This is a genomic window from Nocardia elegans NBRC 108235 (assembly GCF_001612845.1).
GTDB classification, from domain to species: domain Bacteria; phylum Actinomycetota; class Actinomycetes; order Mycobacteriales; family Mycobacteriaceae; genus Nocardia; species Nocardia nova.
Genome location: NZ_BDBF01000030.1, coordinates 1 through 17,074, shown reverse-complemented (window position 1 = coordinate 17,074; position 17,074 = coordinate 1). Strand labels below are relative to the sequence as shown.

Annotated in this window: 16 protein-coding genes and 1 tRNA gene; 6 read left to right on the top strand and 11 right to left on the bottom strand. The window is 68.7% G+C overall.

The genetic code is table 11. From position 1 onward, the window contains the following. Positions 1–93: 93 nt before the first annotated feature. Both polA and NE2_RS21220 read right to left on the bottom strand, forming a co-directional pair. On the bottom strand, positions 94–2,874 hold the full coding sequence (gene polA, locus NE2_RS21230; RefSeq protein ID WP_373862267.1) for a DNA polymerase I: 2,781 nt from the start codon (positions 2,872–2,874) through the stop codon (positions 94–96). Between the two features lie 315 nt (positions 2,875–3,189). Then, positions 3,190–3,816 carry an ANTAR domain-containing response regulator gene (locus tag NE2_RS21220; RefSeq protein WP_030514623.1) on the bottom strand — a complete coding sequence of 209 codons (627 nt, stop codon included), beginning with the start codon at positions 3,814–3,816 and terminating at the stop codon, positions 3,190–3,192. 196 nt (positions 3,817–4,012) lie between these two features. On the opposite strand from NE2_RS21220, the gene NE2_RS21215 reads away from it, so the two are divergent. The 4 genes from NE2_RS21215 (at position 4,013) to NE2_RS21200 (ending at position 6,081) form a co-directional block, all read left to right on the top strand. Then, positions 4,013–4,099, top strand: a tRNA-Leu gene (locus NE2_RS21215). A gap of 111 nt (positions 4,100–4,210) precedes the next feature. After that, positions 4,211–4,792 carry a phenylacetaldoxime dehydratase family protein gene (locus tag NE2_RS21210; protein WP_063028750.1) on the top strand — a complete coding sequence of 194 codons (582 nt, stop codon included), beginning with the start codon at positions 4,211–4,213 and terminating at the stop codon, positions 4,790–4,792. Between the two features lie 147 nt (positions 4,793–4,939). Further along, positions 4,940–5,569, top strand: coding sequence for an arsenate reductase/protein-tyrosine-phosphatase family protein (locus NE2_RS21205; RefSeq protein WP_063013010.1), 630 nt, complete (start codon positions 4,940–4,942; stop codon positions 5,567–5,569). 107 nt (positions 5,570–5,676) lie between these two features. Beyond that, a complete protein-coding gene (locus tag NE2_RS21200) occupies positions 5,677–6,081 on the top strand; it encodes a hypothetical protein (RefSeq protein ID WP_030514626.1) in 405 nt (134 codons plus the stop codon). Positions 6,082–6,105: 24 nt separating this feature from the next. Here NE2_RS21200 and NE2_RS21195 read toward each other — a convergent pair whose 3' ends face one another. The 9 genes from NE2_RS21195 to NE2_RS21155 form a co-directional block, all read right to left on the bottom strand. Further along, entirely contained in the window at positions 6,106–7,011 is a 906-nt protein-coding gene (locus tag NE2_RS21195) for an acyl-CoA thioesterase (RefSeq protein WP_062966168.1), read from the bottom strand. A 1-nt stretch (position 7,012) separates the two neighbouring features. Beyond that, positions 7,013–8,434, bottom strand: a complete 1,422-nt coding sequence (gene pyk / locus NE2_RS21190; RefSeq protein ID WP_084494216.1) for a pyruvate kinase — start codon at positions 8,432–8,434, stop codon at positions 7,013–7,015. 103 nt (positions 8,435–8,537) lie between these two features. After that, a complete protein-coding gene (locus NE2_RS37545; protein WP_063028748.1) occupies positions 8,538–9,023 on the bottom strand; it encodes a TM2 domain-containing protein in 486 nt (161 codons plus the stop codon). Positions 9,024–9,054: 31 nt separating this feature from the next. Further along, the gene (gene lgt, locus NE2_RS21180) at positions 9,055–10,284 is read right to left on the bottom strand and encodes a prolipoprotein diacylglyceryl transferase (RefSeq protein ID WP_106958522.1); all 1,230 of its coding nucleotides are present in this window, start codon (positions 10,282–10,284) and stop codon (positions 9,055–9,057) included. An 83-nt stretch (positions 10,285–10,367) separates the two neighbouring features. Further along, a complete protein-coding gene (gene trpA, locus NE2_RS21175) occupies positions 10,368–11,159 on the bottom strand; it encodes a tryptophan synthase subunit alpha (RefSeq protein ID WP_030514631.1) in 792 nt (263 codons plus the stop codon). Further along, positions 11,156–12,430 carry a tryptophan synthase subunit beta gene (gene trpB / locus NE2_RS21170; protein WP_063028746.1) on the bottom strand — a complete coding sequence of 425 codons (1,275 nt, stop codon included), beginning with the start codon at positions 12,428–12,430 and terminating at the stop codon, positions 11,156–11,158. The genes trpA and trpB overlap by 4 nt, the downstream gene beginning before the upstream one ends. Further along, positions 12,427–13,251 carry an indole-3-glycerol phosphate synthase TrpC gene (gene trpC, locus NE2_RS21165; RefSeq protein ID WP_030514633.1) on the bottom strand — a complete coding sequence of 275 codons (825 nt, stop codon included), beginning with the start codon at positions 13,249–13,251 and terminating at the stop codon, positions 12,427–12,429. Before trpC ends, trpB begins: the two co-directional genes overlap by 4 nt. A gap of 151 nt (positions 13,252–13,402) precedes the next feature. Continuing rightward, the gene (locus NE2_RS21160) at positions 13,403–14,395 is read right to left on the bottom strand and encodes a TIGR02234 family membrane protein (protein ID WP_084494213.1); all 993 of its coding nucleotides are present in this window, start codon (positions 14,393–14,395) and stop codon (positions 13,403–13,405) included. Then, complete coding sequence (locus NE2_RS21155) at positions 14,392–15,969, bottom strand: anthranilate synthase component I (RefSeq protein WP_369801514.1); 1,578 nt, start codon at positions 15,967–15,969, stop codon at positions 14,392–14,394. Before NE2_RS21155 ends, NE2_RS21160 begins: the two co-directional genes overlap by 4 nt. A 96-nt stretch (positions 15,970–16,065) precedes the next feature. Between NE2_RS21155 and NE2_RS21150 the strand changes: the two genes are divergently transcribed. Both NE2_RS21150 and NE2_RS21145 read left to right on the top strand, forming a co-directional pair. Further along, positions 16,066–16,542 (top strand): peroxiredoxin, encoded by a 477-nt coding sequence (locus NE2_RS21150; RefSeq protein WP_030514636.1) that lies wholly within the window; start codon positions 16,066–16,068, stop codon positions 16,540–16,542. 127 nt (positions 16,543–16,669) lie between these two features. Then, on the top strand, positions 16,670–17,074 hold a 405-nt coding region (locus NE2_RS21145), incomplete at its 3' end, for a permease (RefSeq protein WP_174553966.1).

Below are 17,074 nucleotides of genomic sequence, written 5' to 3'. Positions count from 1 at the left end.
GGGGTGCGATTTCGCGCACTGTGCGCGGCACATCCCCGTCTGTGGCGCCATACGCCGCGCGAGACCGGGCCGGCCGGCGCCTTCGGCGGCCCGTCAGTGGGCGGCCGAGTCCCAGCTCCGGCCGACGCCGACGGAGACCTCGAGCGGTACCGACAGGTCGATGGCGCTCGACATCTGTTCTCGGGCAAGCGATTCCAGCGCCTCCCGCTCACCGGACGCGACCTCGAAGACGAGTTCGTCGTGGATCTGCAGCAGCATGCGCGAACGTAGCCCGGCCTCGGCGATGGCGGCCTGGGTGTTGATCATCGCGACCTTGATGATGTCGGCGGCGGTGCCCTGGATGGGCGCGTTGAGCGCCATCCGCTCGGCGGCCTCGCGGCGCTGTCGGTTGCTGGAATCCAGATCGGGCAGGTAGCGGCGGCGGCCGAACAGCGTCTCGGTGTAGCCCACCTTGCGCGCCTGATCCACGGCGTCGCGCAGGTAGTCGCGAATCGCGCCGAAGCGGGAGAAGTAGACCTCCATCTGCGCCTTCGCCTCTTCGGCGCTGATCCGCAGCTGCTGCGAGAGTCCGTAGGCGGACAGACCGTAGGCCAGACCGTAGGACATCGCCTTGATGCGGCGGCGCATCTCCGGGTGCACGTCGGCGATCGGGATGTCGAACGCCTTGGACGCGACGAAACTGTGCAGGTCCTCGCCGGAATTGAACGCCTCGATCAGCCCGGCGTCCTTGGACAGGTGCGCCATGATCCGCATCTCGATCTGGCTGTAGTCCGCCGTCATCAGCGACTCGTAGCCGGGGCCGACGACGAAGGTGTCGCGGATGCGCCGGCCGGTGTCGGTGCGGATCGGGATGTTCTGCAGATTCGGCTCGGTCGAGGACAACCGGCCGGTGGCGGCGATGGTCTGGTTGAACGTGGTGTGGATGCGGCCGTCGTCGGCCACCGACTTCAGCAGCCCGTCCACGGTGACCTTGAGGCGGGTGGCGTCGCGGTGCGCGAGCAGATGTTCGAGGAAGGGATGCTGGGTCTTCTCGAACAGCGACTCGAGCGCGTCGGCATCGGTGGTGTAGCCGGTCTTGGTCCGCTTCGTCTTGGGCATATCCAGTTTGTCGAACAGCACCACCTGCAGTTGCTTCGGCGAACCGAGGTTGATCTGCTCACCGATCACCTCATAGGCCGCCTCCGCGGCCGAGGCCACCCGGTCGGCGAATTCGCGCTGCAACTCGTCCAGTTTGTCGCAGTCGACGGCGATGCCGGCGTGCTCGAGTTCGGCCAGCACGCCCAGTAGCGGCAGTTCCATCTCGGTGAGCAGCGGCACGGATTCGATGCGGTCGAGTTCGGCATCGAACGCCTCGGCCAGATCGGCCACCGCGCGGGCGCGCAGGATCTCGGCCTGGGCCAGTTCGGTGTCGACCTGGTCTTCGTCGTCGAGCAGCGACAGCTGGGCGTCCTCGGCGGCCTCGACCCGCAACTCCCGCGACAGGTACCGCAGCGACAGATCGTCGAGGTTGAAGGTGCGCTGCCCGGGGCGGACCAGATAGGCCGCGAGCGCGGTATCGCTGGTGAGCCCCGCCAGCCGCCAGCCGCGCCCGCGCAGAGCGTGGATGGCGGCCTTGGCCTCGTGCACCGCCTTCGGGGTGCCGGCGTCGGCGAGCCAGCGGCCGAGGGCGAGCTCGTCCTCCGGGGTCAGCGCGACCACGTCGAAGTAGCCACCCTCCCCGTCGGCGGCGGCGATCGCGATCGCCTTCACATCCCCCTGTACGGGCGTGGTCGTGCCCACGATCGACACACCGTGGCGCACACCGGCTTTCGCGTGTTCGGCCAGCCAGTCGGCGACGGCGCCGGGCGCGACCGGGCCGCCGCTGATCTCGAAACCGCTCTCGGCCTCCGGCTCCGGCGGCGCCAGCGTCTCGAACAGCCGGTCCCGCAGCACCCGGAATTCGAGATCGTCGAACAGGCGGTGGATCTTGTCGCGGTCCCACGGCTGCTGCGCCAGCTGCTCCGGGGTGTACGGCAGCGGAACATCCTTGACCATCTCGGTGAGCTGCCGGTTGAGCACCACGCTGGACAGGTTCGCGCGCAGGGCGTCGCCGACCTTGCCGCGCACCTCGTCGACCCGCTCGACCAGGGTGGGCAGATCGCCGAATTCGCGAATCCACTTGGTGGCGGTCTTCTCCCCCACGCCCGGGATGCCGGGCAGGTTGTCGCTCGGGTCGCCGCGCAGGGCCGCGAAATCCGGGTACTGGGCCGGGGTCAGGCCGTACTTCTCCTCGACCGCCTCCGGCGTGAAACGGGTGAGTTCGGAGACGCCCTTCTTCGGGTACAGCACGGTGACGTCGGGGTTGACCAGCTGCAGCGAATCCCGGTCGCCGGTGACGATGAGCACCCGGAAGCCTTGCGGCACAGCCTGAGTCGCGAGGGTGGCGATGATGTCGTCGGCCTCGTAGCCTTCGATGGCCATCACCGGGATGCCGAGCGCGCCCAGCACCTCCTGGGTGATCTCCACCTGCCCGCGGAATTCGTCGGGGGTGGTGATGCGGTTGGCCTTGTACTCCGGATAGGCCTCGACCCGGAAGGTCTTCCGGCTGACGTCGAACGCGGCCGCCACATGGGTGGGCCGTTCGTCGCGCAGCAGGTTGATCAGCATGGCGGTGAAGCCGTAGACGGCGTTGGTGGTCTGCCCGGTGACGGTTTTGAAGTTCTCCGCCGGTAGCGCGTAGAAGGCGCGGTAGGCCAGGGAATGGCCGTCCAGCAACAACAGCGTGGGCCGCTCGCCGGGAGCACCCGGCGCCGTACTGCCGGCTTTCGGCGCGGCCGCTGCGGCGGTGGTGGACGACACACTGCCCTGACGCTGATCGGTGGAGGCTGGAGTCACGGCACAGAGTCTAGGGATATCCACCGACATCCCCGGCCACCGGGCACGGACCGACATGTGTCGCGTTCGAATTCGCACACGCGGATACGCTGCCCGCTTTCACGCCGGCCACATCCGCCCCACCGGACCGGCAGCGAGGTCGTGCACAAGCTCGCCGATGTCCGCGATTTTCCCGCATCGGTGCCGGAGTTCGCCCGAGGAGCTCACCGGAAGCCCACGAGCGAGCCCGCCGACGGCGCGGGCCGCGACTCGATCACTCCCGCGCTCGACCGTCACGCGGCCGGCACACGAGCCGCGGCCGACCACAAGGGGCGATCAGGACTTCGGCGCGAGATTCTCCAGGACGACCTCCGCGACCGCCTTCATGGTGGTGCGACGATCCATCGCGGTGCGCTGGATCCACTTGAACGCCTGCGGTTCCGACAGCCCCTGCGTCTGCATCAGCACGCCCTTGGCACGCTCGACCAGTTTGCGGGTCTCCAGGCGGTCGGACAGATTCGCGACCTCCTGTTCCAGCGCCGAGATCTCGTGAAAACGGCTGGCCGCCAACTCGATCGCGGGCACCAGATCCGATTTCGTGAACGGCTTCACCAGATAGGCCATCGCGCCCGCGTCGCGCGCCCGCTCGACCAGGTCACGCTGGCTGAACGCGGTCAGGATCACCACGGGCGCAACACGTTTGGAGGCGATCTCACCGGCGGCGTCGATACCGTCGCGCCGCGGCATCTTCACATCCATGATGACCAGATCGGGGCGCAGTTCCACGGCCAGGTCGACCGCCTGCTGGCCGTCGCCGGCCTCACCCACCACCTGGTAGCCCTCCTCGGAGAGCATCTCCACAAGGTCCATCCGGATGAGCGCCTCGTCCTCGGCCACCACGACACGCTTCGCGGCAGCCGGCGCGTCCTGCTTCGCGCCCGCGCCCCCTGCATTCGTTCCCATAGACAGACCCCTCGATATTCCGATGCCGACACCCGATGTGCGCCTCCGGTCCCACCCTGTCACCGGCCACGCACGCCGAGTGTCCTAAAGCGTACCGTTCAACTTCGCTCACAACCCATCTACCCAGCGGGAACCCGCCCGCGCGGCACCGATTCGGTAACCTGGGCACCCACCGGCTATCATTTCCTCCCGGTGCGCCGAGTTGGCGGAACTGGCAGACGCGACGGTCTCAAAAACCGTTGTCCTCACGGACGTGTGGGTTCGAGTCCCACACTCGGCACCATCGTCGGCGGTCCGATCGGGCCGCTTTTGTCGTATTCGAACCGAATCGGCAGGATGACCCGTGACTACGCGTAGGGTGGTGCACACGACCCCGGGCAGGAGGAGGTCGCGTATGCGGGTGAACCGGCTCACCGCGGATCTTTCGGGATATCCCGATCTGGTGGTGATCTATCTGGGGATGCGGGTGCGGACCCCGCGGGGGGTGTTGCGTCTGCTCGGCTTGGGGCCGAAACTGTATCGCTCCCATCGTGATCGGCCGGATGGCCTGTTGCGGCACGAGGACATCATCTGGTCGCTGTTCCCGCCCCACTGGGGTGCCCGCCAATACTGGCGCGACCTGGACAGCCTGGAGCGCTGGACCCGGTCCCAGCCGCATCGCGACTGGTGGCAGCGGTTTCTGCGCGACTCCGGCGGCACCGGATTCTGGCACGAGGCCTATTTCCTGCGCGGCGGCATCGACACCATGTACGACGATATGACCACGCCCACCGGACTGGGCGCCTTCGCTCCGACCCGGTCCATGCGCGGACCGCTGTTCAGCGCACGCGGCCGGGCTCAGGACAACGCCACGCGCGCCGGCGCGGACAACGCTCATCTCGGCACCGAACCGACGGTCGCCCCGGTCGTCGAGGAAGCCTCCTACTATCGAAACGCCTACGACGCCGAGGGTTCCGACACGGATCGGCAGCCGTAGCGCCATACCCGTCACCCAGCCGGTCAGCGAAAATTCGGCAAACGGTCGAACGTGACGCGCTACCGGCAGCTGAACATCGCGTTAAATTAGCGGTTTTCGGCCGTCCTCGACTTCTGCCGGGGCCCGCGGCGACCTACCGTAGCGGTCATGCACGTCCTGTTCGTCTGCTCCGGCAACGTCTGCCGCTCGGTGATCGCCGAACGTCTGACCCGCGCCGTCGCGGCCGAACACGGTCTCGACGACCTGACCGCCGAGAGCGCCGGCACCCGCGCGCTCGTCGGCTTCGGTGTCGATCCCCTTGCGGCACAGACCATCACAGGCCTCGGCGCGGATCCCGGCAACTTCTCAGCACGCAAGTTGAAGCCGGAGATGGTCACGCGCGCGGACCTCGTGCTGGCGATGACCGAGCAGATCCGCGACCACATCATCGACCTGGTTCCGGCAGCCCGGCCGCGGACCTTCACACTGCTCGAGGCCTACCGGGTGACGAAGGTCTCCGGCGCCCGCACGATCGCCCAGATCGACAGTGCGCGAAACGATCTCGCGCTGGTGGGCCGGGAGAACATCGCCGACCCGGTGGGATTGTCGAGCGAAAAGTACTGTGCCGTCGGCGATCGGATCGCCGAAACGCTGGTCCCGCTGCTGCTCGCCCTGCACCCCCATCGCGACGCGGGCCGTACGGAGTCCGGCCGGCCCCGGCTGGTGCTGCTGCCCGGTGGACGTATCGAAACCCCACCCTGGGGTATCGAGCCCGTGCGAATCGGCCGCCACGCCTGAACAATCCGGCGCCGGGCATGCCGCCCTCCCGCGGAGCGGGATCCGGGGTTAGACTCCCCGCGGTAACTGCCGACGCCGATGGTTCGACACCGGAACAGGACACAGACATGCCGAAACGAATTTCGGATGTTTCACTCCATGTTTACGTCACACCGGAAACGCTCGACCGCGTCGTGCACACCGTGCGCTGCGTGGTCGACGACCACCTCGCCGAGCACGATGTTTTCGCCTGGCGCTTCACCCTGCCCGTCGACGCCGATCAACCCGGCCATACGGTCCTGGAGACCCAGTGGCGCCTGGAACACCCCCACCGCGACCCCGGCTCGCGGCGCACCTACGAGATAGCGCTCAGCCTGGTGGGCGATCCCGATCAGCTGACCGAATCCGGCCTGGCCGCACTCGAGCATCGACTGGTCCTCGGGATCGCCACCACCGCCGACGCCGTCCCCTACACGATTCACGCGCTCCATCGCGACAGTTACGACTTCGACGAGAACCGCGAACGCCTCTGATACCGGCACTCCCGGCGCCCAGCGCTACTTGCGCGCCGGGAAGTGCCTGATCACGCCTTCCTGCACCACAGTGGCCAGCAGCTCGCCGGCCCGCGAATAGAAGTGACCGGTGGCCAGGCCGCGCGAACCGGCGGCCACCGGTGACTGCGTCGCGTACAGGGCCCAGTCGTCGAAGCGGAACGGACGGTGGAACCAGATCGAATGATTCACCGTGGCGGCCACGATCCGGTCGTGGCCCCACGACAGCCCGTGCGTGGTGATGATCGAATCCAGCACCGTGGTGTCGGACGAATAACCCAGCGTCGCGACGTGGATCAGCGGATCGTCGGGCAGTTCGCCGTCGGCCTTCATCCACACGCGATTGTGGTTCAGGGTGCCGCCGGTGCCCTTGAGGATCCAGGCCGGATCGTTGGTGTAGCGCATATCGATCGGATGCGGTGCCTGCACGAACATCTGCAGTTTGTCCTCGAACCCGGAGAAGGACTCCTCCACCCGGGGCAGGCCGTCCGGATCGGGCACCTGCGGCTGCGGGCTGGCGTGTTCCAGGCCCTTGGCCCAGTCCTGGAACGCCGCCAGCATCACGAACAGTTCCTGATCGTCCTGATACGCCGTGACCGTGCGGTTGGCGAAGGCACGCCCGTCCCGATGGCGTTCGACCCGGTATTCGATCGGTTTGCGCACGTCGCCGCCGCGCACGAAATGAGCGTTGACCGCATGCACCGGGCGCCCCGGCCCGACCGTGCGGCCGGCCGCGATGATCGCCTGCGCCACCAGCTGGCCGCCGAAGGTACGACTCCACACCTTCTCCGGATGGTGACCGAGGAAGACGTCCTCGCCGATCTCCTCGAGTTCGAGCAGGCCGAGCAGTACGGCGAGATCGCCGCCGCTCTCACGGCCGGTGCCGACCGATTCGCCCAGTGACGCGCTCACCTCAGTGGTCCTCCTCGCCGATGCGATGCACGTGGATCAGGTTCGTGGAGCCGACGGTACCCGGCGGGGAGCCGGCCACGATCACCACGAGATCGCCCTTGGCGTAGCGATTCAGCGACAGCAGTTCCTTGTCGACCTGGCCGATCATCTCGTCGGTGGTACCGACCGGCGGGACGATGAAGGTTTCCACACCCCAGGTCAGCGCCAGCTGGCTGCGGACCTCCGGCAGCGGGGTGAACGCCAGCAGCGGCAGCGTGGTGTGCAGGCGGGCCAGCCGGCGCACGGTGTCGCCGGACTGGGTGAAGGCCACCAGCGCCTTGGCGTTGAGCCGCTCGCCGATATCGCGGGCCGCGTAGGAGATCACGCCGCGCTTGGTCCGCGGGACGTGGGTCAGCGGCGGCACCCGGGTCGAGGATTCCGATTCCACGGCGTGCACGATGCGCGCCATCGTCCGCACCGTTTCGATCGGATACTGGCCGACCGAGGTCTCGCCGGAGAGCATGACCGCGTCGGCGCCGTCGAGTACCGCGTTGGCGACATCGGAGGCCTCGGCGCGGGTCGGGCGGGAGTTGCCGATCATCGACTCCAGCATCTGGGTGGCGACGATGACGGGTTTGGCGTTCTCCCTTGCCATCTGGATCGAGCGCTTCTGCACCAGCGGCACCTGCTCGAGCGGCAGTTCGACGCCGAGGTCGCCGCGAGCCACCATGATCGCGTCGAAGGCGAGCACGATCGCCTCGAGATTGTCGATGGCTTCGGGCTTTTCGAGTTTGCCGATCACCGGCACCCGGCGGCCGACGCGATCCATGATGTCGTGGACCAGCTCGACGTCCGACGGCGACCGCACGAACGACAGGGCGATGAAGTCCACACCGAGCCGCAGGGCGAATTCCAGATCCTCGATGTCCTTCTCGGACAACGCCGGAACGGACACGTCCATACCCGGCAGCGAGACGCCCTTGTTGTTGGAGACCGGGCCGCCCTCGGTGACGCGGCACACCACGTCGTTGCCCTCGACGCGGACCACGGTCAGCCCGACCTTGCCGTCGTCGACGAGCAGCCGGTCACCGGCCTTGGCGTCCTCGGATAGCTGTTTGTAGGTGGTGGAGACGCGATCGTGGGTGCCTTCCACGTCGTCGACCGTGATCCGCACTTCCTCGCCCGTCGCCCACATGGTGCGGCCCTCGATGAACCGGCCCAAGCGGATCTTCGGCCCCTGCAGGTCGGCCAGGATGCCGACCGCACGACCCATCTGCTCGGCGGCGTGCCGCACCTTGTGATAGTTCTCGGCGTGATCGGCGTGTTCTCCGTGACTGAAATTCAACCGGGCCACGTCCATGCCACTGTCGACAAGTTCACGGATCCGGTCCTCGGTGGCGGTGGCCGGCCCGAGGGTGCACACAATCTTTGTCCGTCGCATCACGAGCCGAGCCTAGTCCTGCCGCCGCGGTGGCGCTGATCGGCACTCCCGCCACTGTCAATCGACGAAAATATGACGCACATCACATGCGCGACCGGCATGGTCGTCACTCCTGCAAGGGACGGTTGTACGGATCGCGAACCTTGCCGGTCAGGATCAAAATCGCGTCGATGAACGGCCAGATTCCGCCCAGACCGCAGGTGAACAGCGTGACCAGGAGCTGGGCGACGCCGATGCCGGTGTAGCCGAGATAGAACCGGCCGATCCCGAGGCCACCGACGAACAGTTGCAGCAGCCCGGCGGTCAGCTTCGATTTGTCCGAGAACGGTTCGCCGTACATGTTGCGCCCGTACGGCGCCTCCGGGTCCCCGCCGTAGGGCGCGGGCGGGTAGCCGGGGACCGGGGCGTACGGCTGGGCGTACGGGTCTGCGGGCTGGCCGTAGGGCTGGCTGTAGCCGGCCGGCCCGTAGGGGCCTGGTTGCCCGCCTCCGTAGGGGCCGGGTTGGCCGTAGCCGCCCGGATTTCCCGGCCCGGTACCCGGAGCCCCGTACTGCGGGCCGTAGCCGGGCTGCGGCTGATAGGGGTCGGTCACGAAGTCCTCCTGATTCGAGCGGTCGGCCCGCTCAGCTCTTGTCCGCCTTCTTCCGGCCCGGCTTACCCGACTCGCCCTCGGCCCGCTGCTCGCTGTTCCCGGCGGTGGTGACACCGGCCGCATCCTTGTCATCGGCGGGCGGATCCAGTTCGTTGCCGGTCGCCTCGGTACCGGTCGCTACCGAATCGGAAGGGCCTGGGGTGGAATCGTCCGATTCGCCGGATGCGGAAGTAGCGGATTCGGATTCGGCAGCTTTCTCCGATTTCGCGGCTTCGTCCGGCTTCTCGCCGGCGGCGGATTCGTCGGCCGTGGCGGCAGGTGCGCTCTCGGCGGCGGCTTCCTGTCCGGCGGCGCCGAACCGGCGCAGCGCACTCCACTGCCACGGCCAGGGGCGCTCACCACCGGAGGCGAGCTGGGCGGCGGTTTCGCGGCCCTTGGTGGCGAGGGCGAAATACGCCAGCGCGCAGAGGAATACGATCGCCGAGGTGTAGGAGTTGACCCGAATGCCGAAGATGTGGGTGGCCTCGTCGTCGCGCAGCAACTCGACCCAGAAGCGGCCGAAGGTATAGATCGCCACGTACAGGGCGAACAAGCGACCGTGGCCGATCCGCCAGCGTTTGTCGACCATCACCAGCACCAGAACGCCCAGCAGATTCCAGATCAGCTCGTAGAGGAAGGTCGGCTGCACGATCTTCTCCACCACGCCGGTGGAAACGCCGTTCATCATGTCCAGCTGGCCGTCGGAATCGAACCGCAGATAGATCTCGAGGCCCCACGGCAGATCGGTCTTGCGGCCGTAGAGCTCCTGATTGAAGTAGTTGCCGAGGCGGCCGATGGCCTGCGCGAGCAGAATCGCCGGGGCGATGGCATCGCCGAAGGCGGGCAACGGAATTCGATACACCCGGCAGCCGATCCAGGCGCCGACACCGCCGAGCAGCACCGCACCCCAGATCCCGAGACCGCCCTCCCAGATCTTCAGCGCGTTGATCGGATGCCCGCCGGCGCCGAAGTACTTCTCCCAGTCGGTGGCCACGTGATAGAGCCTGCCGCCGACGAGTCCGAACGGCACCGCGAACATCGCCACGTCGAGCACCTTGCCCTGCTCGCCGCCGCGCTCGCGCCAGCGCCGCTCACCCCACCAGATCGCGACGATGATGCCGATGATGATGCAGATCGCATACGCGCGCAGCGGGAACGGCCCCACATCCCATACGCCTCGCGGCGGACTGGGAATATAGGCCAGTATTGCCCCACCGTGCACATCGACGCCGTCTGCCAGGACTGGAAAAGTCACGGGCCCCACCGTAACGGAGGGGGCGCGCGCCGCCCAGTTCGCGTCTCCGATCAGCTGGTGACAGTCGCCGAGCGCACGCCCTCGGCCAGTTCCGCGGTGAGCTTGCGGACCTGGTCCAGTCCCTGCCCCGCGGCCGTGACCAGCGCCGAGCCGACGATCACTCCGTCGGCGTAGGAAGCGATTTCGGCCGCCTGCGCACCGCTGCGCACGCCCAGGCCGACACCGACCGGGATATCGGAGTGGGCACGCACCCGCGCGCACAGTTCCGGCGCGGCCGAGGACACCGCGTCACGGGCGCCGGTGACGCCCATGGTGGAGGCGGCGTAGAGGAATCCGCTACTGGCCTCGATGGTCTTGACCAGGCGCTCCTCGGTGGAGGAGGGAGCGACCAGGAAGATGCGGTCCAGATCGTGGGCGCGGGAGGCCTCGAACCACTCCCCCGCCTCCTCGGGAATCAGATTGGGGGTGATCAGCCCGAGACCGCCGGCCGCGGCGAGATCGCGAGAGAAACGATCGACGCCGTATTGCAGCACCGGATTCCAGTAGGTCATCACCACGGCATTGCCCCCGGCGGCGGTGATCGCCTCGACGACACCGAAGACGTCGCGCACGCGCACGCCGCCGCGCAGGGCCTGCTCGGTGGCGGCCTGGATGGTGGGGCCGTCCATCACCGGATCGGAATAGGCGATACCGACTTCGATGATGTCGCAACCGGATTCGACCATCGCGGTGCACACGTCGATGGATCCGGCCAGGTCCGGGTAGCCCGCGGGCAGATATCCGATCAGCGCGGCGCGGCCCTCGCCGCGGCTGGCCGCGAAGGTCGATTCCAGACGGCTCACGAGCGATTCTCCTCCGGGGCGGCGTCGTCGTCGAACAGGCCGAACCAGCGCGCCGCGGTATCCATGTCCTTGTCGCCGCGTCCGGACAGATTCACCAGAATGATTGCGCCGGAACCCAATTCGCGGCCCAGCTGTAGAGCGCCGGCCACCGCGTGCGCCGATTCGATGGCCGGGATGATGCCCTCGGTGCGCGAGAGCAGCAGCAGCGCGTCCATCGCCTCGGTATCGGTGATCGGCCGGTACTCGGCGCGGCCGATGTCCTTCAGATAGGCGTGTTCGGGGCCGACGCCGGGATAGTCCAGACCGGCGGAGATGGAATGCGATTCGATGGTCTGGCCGTCCTCGTCCTGCAGCAGGTACGAGTAGGCGCCCTGGAACGCACCCGGCCGGCCGCCGGCGAAAGTCGCCGCGTGCCTTCCGGTTTCGACGCCGTCGCCGGCTGCCTCGTAGCCGATCAGCCGCACGCCCTCGTCGTCGAGGAACGGGTGGAAGATGCCGATCGCGTTCGATCCGCCGCCCACGCACGCCACCACGGCGTCGGGCAGCCGACCGGTCTGCGCCTGCACCTGCACCCGCGCCTCGAGGCCGACAACGCGCTGGAAATCGCGCACCATCAGCGGGAACGGATGCGGGCCCGCCGCGGTGCCGAAGCAGTAGTAGGTTTCCGACGCGTTGGTGACCCAGTCGCGCAGCGCCTCGTTGATCGCGTCCTTCAACGTCTGCGAGCCGGTGGTCACCGACACCACCTTGGCGCCGAGCAGCCGCATCCGCGCGACGTTGAGCGCCTGGCGCGCGGTGTCGACCGCGCCCATGTAGATCACGCATTCGAGGCCGAGCAGCGCACAGGCGGTGGCCGTCGCGACACCGTGCTGACCGGCGCCGGTTTCGGCGATCACCCGGGTCTTGCCCATCCGCTGGGCGAGCAGCGCCTGGCCCAGCACATTGTTGATCTTGTGCGAACCGGTGTGGTTCAGATCCTCGCGCTTGAGCAGGATGCGGGCGCCGCCGGCGTGTTCGGAGAGCCGCTTGCATTCGAAGACCGGCGAGGGCCGGCCCGCGTAATCGCGCTGCAGCCGGTCGAGTTCGGCCAGGAAATCGGGATCCAGGCGGGACTTGTCGTATTCGGCGGAGACCTCTTCGATCACCGCCATCAGCGCCTCGGGCACGTGCCGGCCGCCGTAGGCGCCGAAGTGGCCGCCGAGATCCGGTTCGTGGCTGCGGTGGGTGACACCCTCGCTGGCCTGGGGCAGCGGCTCGTGCACGCCGGTCATCGGGTGACACCCCGCCGCAGCGGACGCGGGCAGGACGGATGGGTACCCGCGGTCACCAGCTCGGAGACGGCGGCACGCGGATCGCCGCTGGTCACGAGGCTCTCGCCGACCAGAACCGCGTCGGCGCCGGCGCCGGCGTAGGCGAGCAGGTCGGCGGTGCCGCTGACGCCGGATTCGGCGACCCGGATGACCTCGGTGGGCAGTCCGGGCGCGATGCGGGCGAAGACGTCGCGATCGACCTCGAGGGTCTTCAGGTTGCGGGCGTTCACGCCGATGACCGAGGCGCCGGCGGTGAGCGCGCGGTCGGCCTCCTCCTCGGTGTGCACCTCGACCAGCGCGGTCATGCCCAGCGATTCGGTGCGATCGATCAGCGAGGCCAGCACGTCCTGTTCCAGGGCGGCCACGATCAGCAGGATCACGTCCGCGCCATGGGCACGAGCCTCGTGGATCTGGTACGGGCCGACGACGAAGTCCTTGCGCAGGATCGGCACGTCGACGACCGCGCGGACCGCGTCCAGATCGTCGAGCGAGCCGTGGAAGCGGCGGCCCTCGGTGAGCACGCTGATGATGCGCGCGCCACCGTCCTCGTAGGACTTCGCCAGGCTGGCCGGGTCCGGGATGTCGGCGAGCTCACCCTTCGAGGGGCTGGCGCGCTTGACCTCGGCGATGACTCCGATCCCGTCCGCGTGCAGAGCGGCGAGCGCATCGCGCGGCGAGGGTGCCGCGGCGGCGGCCTTCTTGACGGCCTGGAAATCCAGGAGGGCTTCCCGAGCGGCCACATCCGCACGGACCCCGTCGAGAATCGAGTCGAGTACCGTCATCTGGCTCGAATCCTTTCTGGGGAGACGGACTTGCTACCTGAGAATCCCCCCAGGTGCTGTCTCACCGATGCTGATAAAGAGTAAATGGAAGGGTAAGCCGAGCCGACGGCGGGGTGTGACGCCTGCCGCCCGGCGTGCCGTGGTAGGGCGCTCATCGGCCCGGCTCGTCGTCGGTCGGGTCGGCGCCCGCATCGAGCGCGTCCCACAGCACGCGCTGCGAGAGTTCGCCCGACTCCGGTTCCGGGGTGTGCGGCGAGGACTTCGACGTCGCCGTCCGCGGTGCGTCGGCGGCCGATTCCGGATCACCCGTGCGGCGCAATTCGGCGACCTGTTCGGCGGCCGCGGCCCGGCGGAAGACCGGATTATCGTACTTACCCGACATGCGGGCGGTCGTTTCGGGCATGCGGGCCAGCAGGACGCCGGCGGCGAAGGCCGCGAGCGCACCGAAGACGCTGAGTGCGGCCGGGAACGTGGCCGCCGTGGCGGCGTCGACGTGCGCGCGGGCGGGCAGTTCGGCGAGCCGGGCGGCCCGTTCGGCGATCTTGCCGTGCTGGGTCAGCAGCGCCAGGCCGGGCACCGCGGCGACGGCGGCGACCAGCGCCACCACCACACCGATCAGCCGGCGCAGCCAGCCCTTGGTGGCGAAGACGGCCGCGATCGAGGCCAGCAGCACCAGCGCCAGCGGTGTCAGCGCGCCGAACCAGAGACCGCCGTTGAGATGCTGGGTGCGCGGCTCGGTCAGACCGTCGGAGGACCGCAGGGTCACCCAGGTCATGCGCGAGGAGCCCCACAGCGCGGCCGCGCCGACGGCCAGCAGGAGGACCGGCAGCACCGGGCGGGCGCGTTTGCCGGGCACGCTGTCGGCGCCGCCCGCATCCGCCTCGGGGACATAGTGGTCGGGGTCGCCGCCGTCGCCGGGATGCACCCGTGCGGCCGCGTCGTCGAGGCGGGAGCCGGACCGGACCGCATCCCCCACGGGGCCGCTCGGAATCGGCGCGCGATCCGCGGCAGAGATGTCGGCATCGGACTGCCGCGGGCGCACTGCCGCGTCGGCCGCGGACGCGTCGTTCGCGCCGGGCGCGGGCTTCACCTCCGGCTCGTTCGGCGAATGTCGTTCGGCTGGTTCGGATTCCGGGTTACTCATAGCAGGGTGCCGTCGGGTTCGGGGGTGAAGGTGCGTACGGTGCGGGCGGCGGCGACGGCCTTGAGAACGGCCATCGCCTTGTTGCGCGATTCCTCGTCCTCGTAGTCGGGCTGGGAATCGGCGACGATGCCGGCACCGGCCTGCACATAGGCGATGCCGTCCTTGAGCAGCGCGGTGCGGATCGCGATCGCGGTATCGGCGTCGCCGGCGAAGTCGAGGTAGCCGACGACTCCGGCGTAGACGCCGCGGCGGGTGGGCTCGTTCTCCTCGATCAACTCCATGGCCCGCACCTTCGGCGCACCCGACAGCGTGCCGGCCGGGAAGCAGGCGCGTACGGCGTCGAGGGCGATGCGACCGGCCGCGAGCCGCCCGGTCACCGTCGACACCAGATGCATCACGTGGCTGTAGCGCTCGATGTGGCGGTATTCGGTGACGCGCACGGTGCCCGGCTCGCACACCCGGCCCAGGTCGTTGCGGCCCAGGTCGACGAGCATGAGGTGTTCGGCGTTCTCCTTCTCGTCGGAGAGCAGATCCTTCTCGAGCAGCACATCGTCCTCCTCGGTGGCGCCACGCCACCGGGTGCCGGCGATCGGATGTGTCGTCGCCACACCGTCTTTGACCGTCACCAGCGATTCCGGACTCGATCCGACGATGGAGAAGGCGGTGCCACCCGCACCGTCGGGAATGTGCATCAGATACATGTACGGGCTGGGATTCGAGGCGCGCAGCATCCGGTACACATCGCGCGGTTCGCCGTCGAAGTCCATCTCGAACCGCTGCGACAACACCACCTGGAACGCTTCGCCGGCCTCGATCTCGCCGACCAGCCGCCGCACGCCCGCACCGAAGTCCTCGCTGGTGCGGCGGCGGATGTAGTCCGGTTCGGGACGGTCGAAGACGGACACGGTCGATTCGGCGGGTGCGGCCAGCGCCGCGGTCATCCGGTCGAGCCGGGCGACGGCGTCGTCGTAGGCCTCGTCGACGCGCTCGTCGGTGCCGTTCCAGTTCACCGCGTTGGCGATCAGCGTGATGGCGCCTTCGTGATGGTCGAAGGCGGCCAGATCCGCGGCCAGCAGCAGTACCATCTCCGGGACCCGCAGATCGTCGGTGGTCAGTTCCGGCAGCCGTTCGATACGGCGCACGATGTCGTAGCCCAGATAGCCGACCAGCCCACCGGTCAGCGGCGGCAGGCCGGGCAGGCGCTCGGTGCGCAGCAGTTCCAGGGTGTCGTGCAGCGCCTCCAGCGGATCGCCGCCGGCCGGGGCGTCAGCGGGGGTCGCGCCCAGCCAGGCCGCCTCGCCGTCGACGACCGTCAGCGCGGTGGGGCTGCCGGCGCCGATGAACGACCAGCGCGACCACGAACGACCGTTCTCGGCCGACTCCAGCAGGAAGGTGCCCGGCCGGTCCGCGGCCAGCTTCCGATAGGCGGACAGCGGGGTCTCCGAATCCGCCAGCACCTTGCGCGTCACCGGCACCACCCGGTGCGCGGCCGCGAGCACGCGGAACTGGTCCCGAGTGGTGGTGGTTGCGGTTTCCGGACGGTCGAATGCGGCGCCGTGCATATCGCTCATCATTCCAGTCGGCCGCAACCGAGATTTCCTGGCCCCGCCGCGACCCGCGCGATCCGCGGCGGGTACCGGGCAACCGTGCCGCCCGGTACCCTCGCGATTGTGAAAAAAGGCCAGCGCGCACCCGGGTTCGAACTTCCCGATCAGACCGGCACCGTCCGGTCGCTCGATTCGTTGCTGGCCGACGGGCCTTTGACGCTGTTCTTCTTCCCCGCCGCCAACACTCCCGTGTGCACCGCCGAGGCTTGCCATTTCCGTGATCTGACAAGCGAATTCGCGGCCCTGGGCGCGAGTTGCGCGGGAATCAGCACCGATTCGGTCGACACCCAAGCCGGTTTCGCGCAGGCGCAGACCCTCGGCTATCCGCTGCTGTCCGATCGCGACGGCGCGGTGGCGGAACGGTTCGGCGTCAAACGTTCCGGGGCGATCGGCGGTCTGCTCGGCAACTTCCTGCCGGTGAAGCGGCAGACCTTCGTGATCGACACCGACCGCACGGTACTGGCGGTGATCTCGGGCGAACTGCGCGCGAACGTCCACGCCGACGCCGCGCTGGCCGCCCTGCGCGAGCACCGGGCCTGAATCGACCAGCTGGACACCGGGCCGCCTCCGGGTGCACGCCGCCTTTCCCCTGGTGAGAGCGCACTGACGGCCTGACACAACACGATTCTCCCGGCGTCGCCGCGCGCCTCGCGCATACGCTGGATTCATGACATCGACGAGCTCCCTCACGAACTCCGGGACCAAACCCCGAGCCACCGTGTGGCGGAATCGAGCCCTCGGCCTGCTCGCGGTCATCATCGTGCTGGTCGTCGCCTATTTCGTGCTGTCGGCCTTCATTCCGCGCTGGTGGGCGCAGCGGATCGCCGGCATGTCCGGCCACGGCAGCTTCGCCCAGGGCATCTGGTCGGGCCTGGCGATCGGGTTCCTGTGCACGCTGATCCCCCTGTTGCTCCTGCTGGGCGCGGTGCGGGTATGGCGCACCCGAGCCGGCAAATTCGCCGCCGGCGCCGCGGCGGTGCTGGCGTTGATCGTGGCCCTGCCCAATCTGATGACGCTGACCATCGTGCTGGGCGGCAACAGCGCCGCGCACGCCGGCGAACGCGCGCTCGAC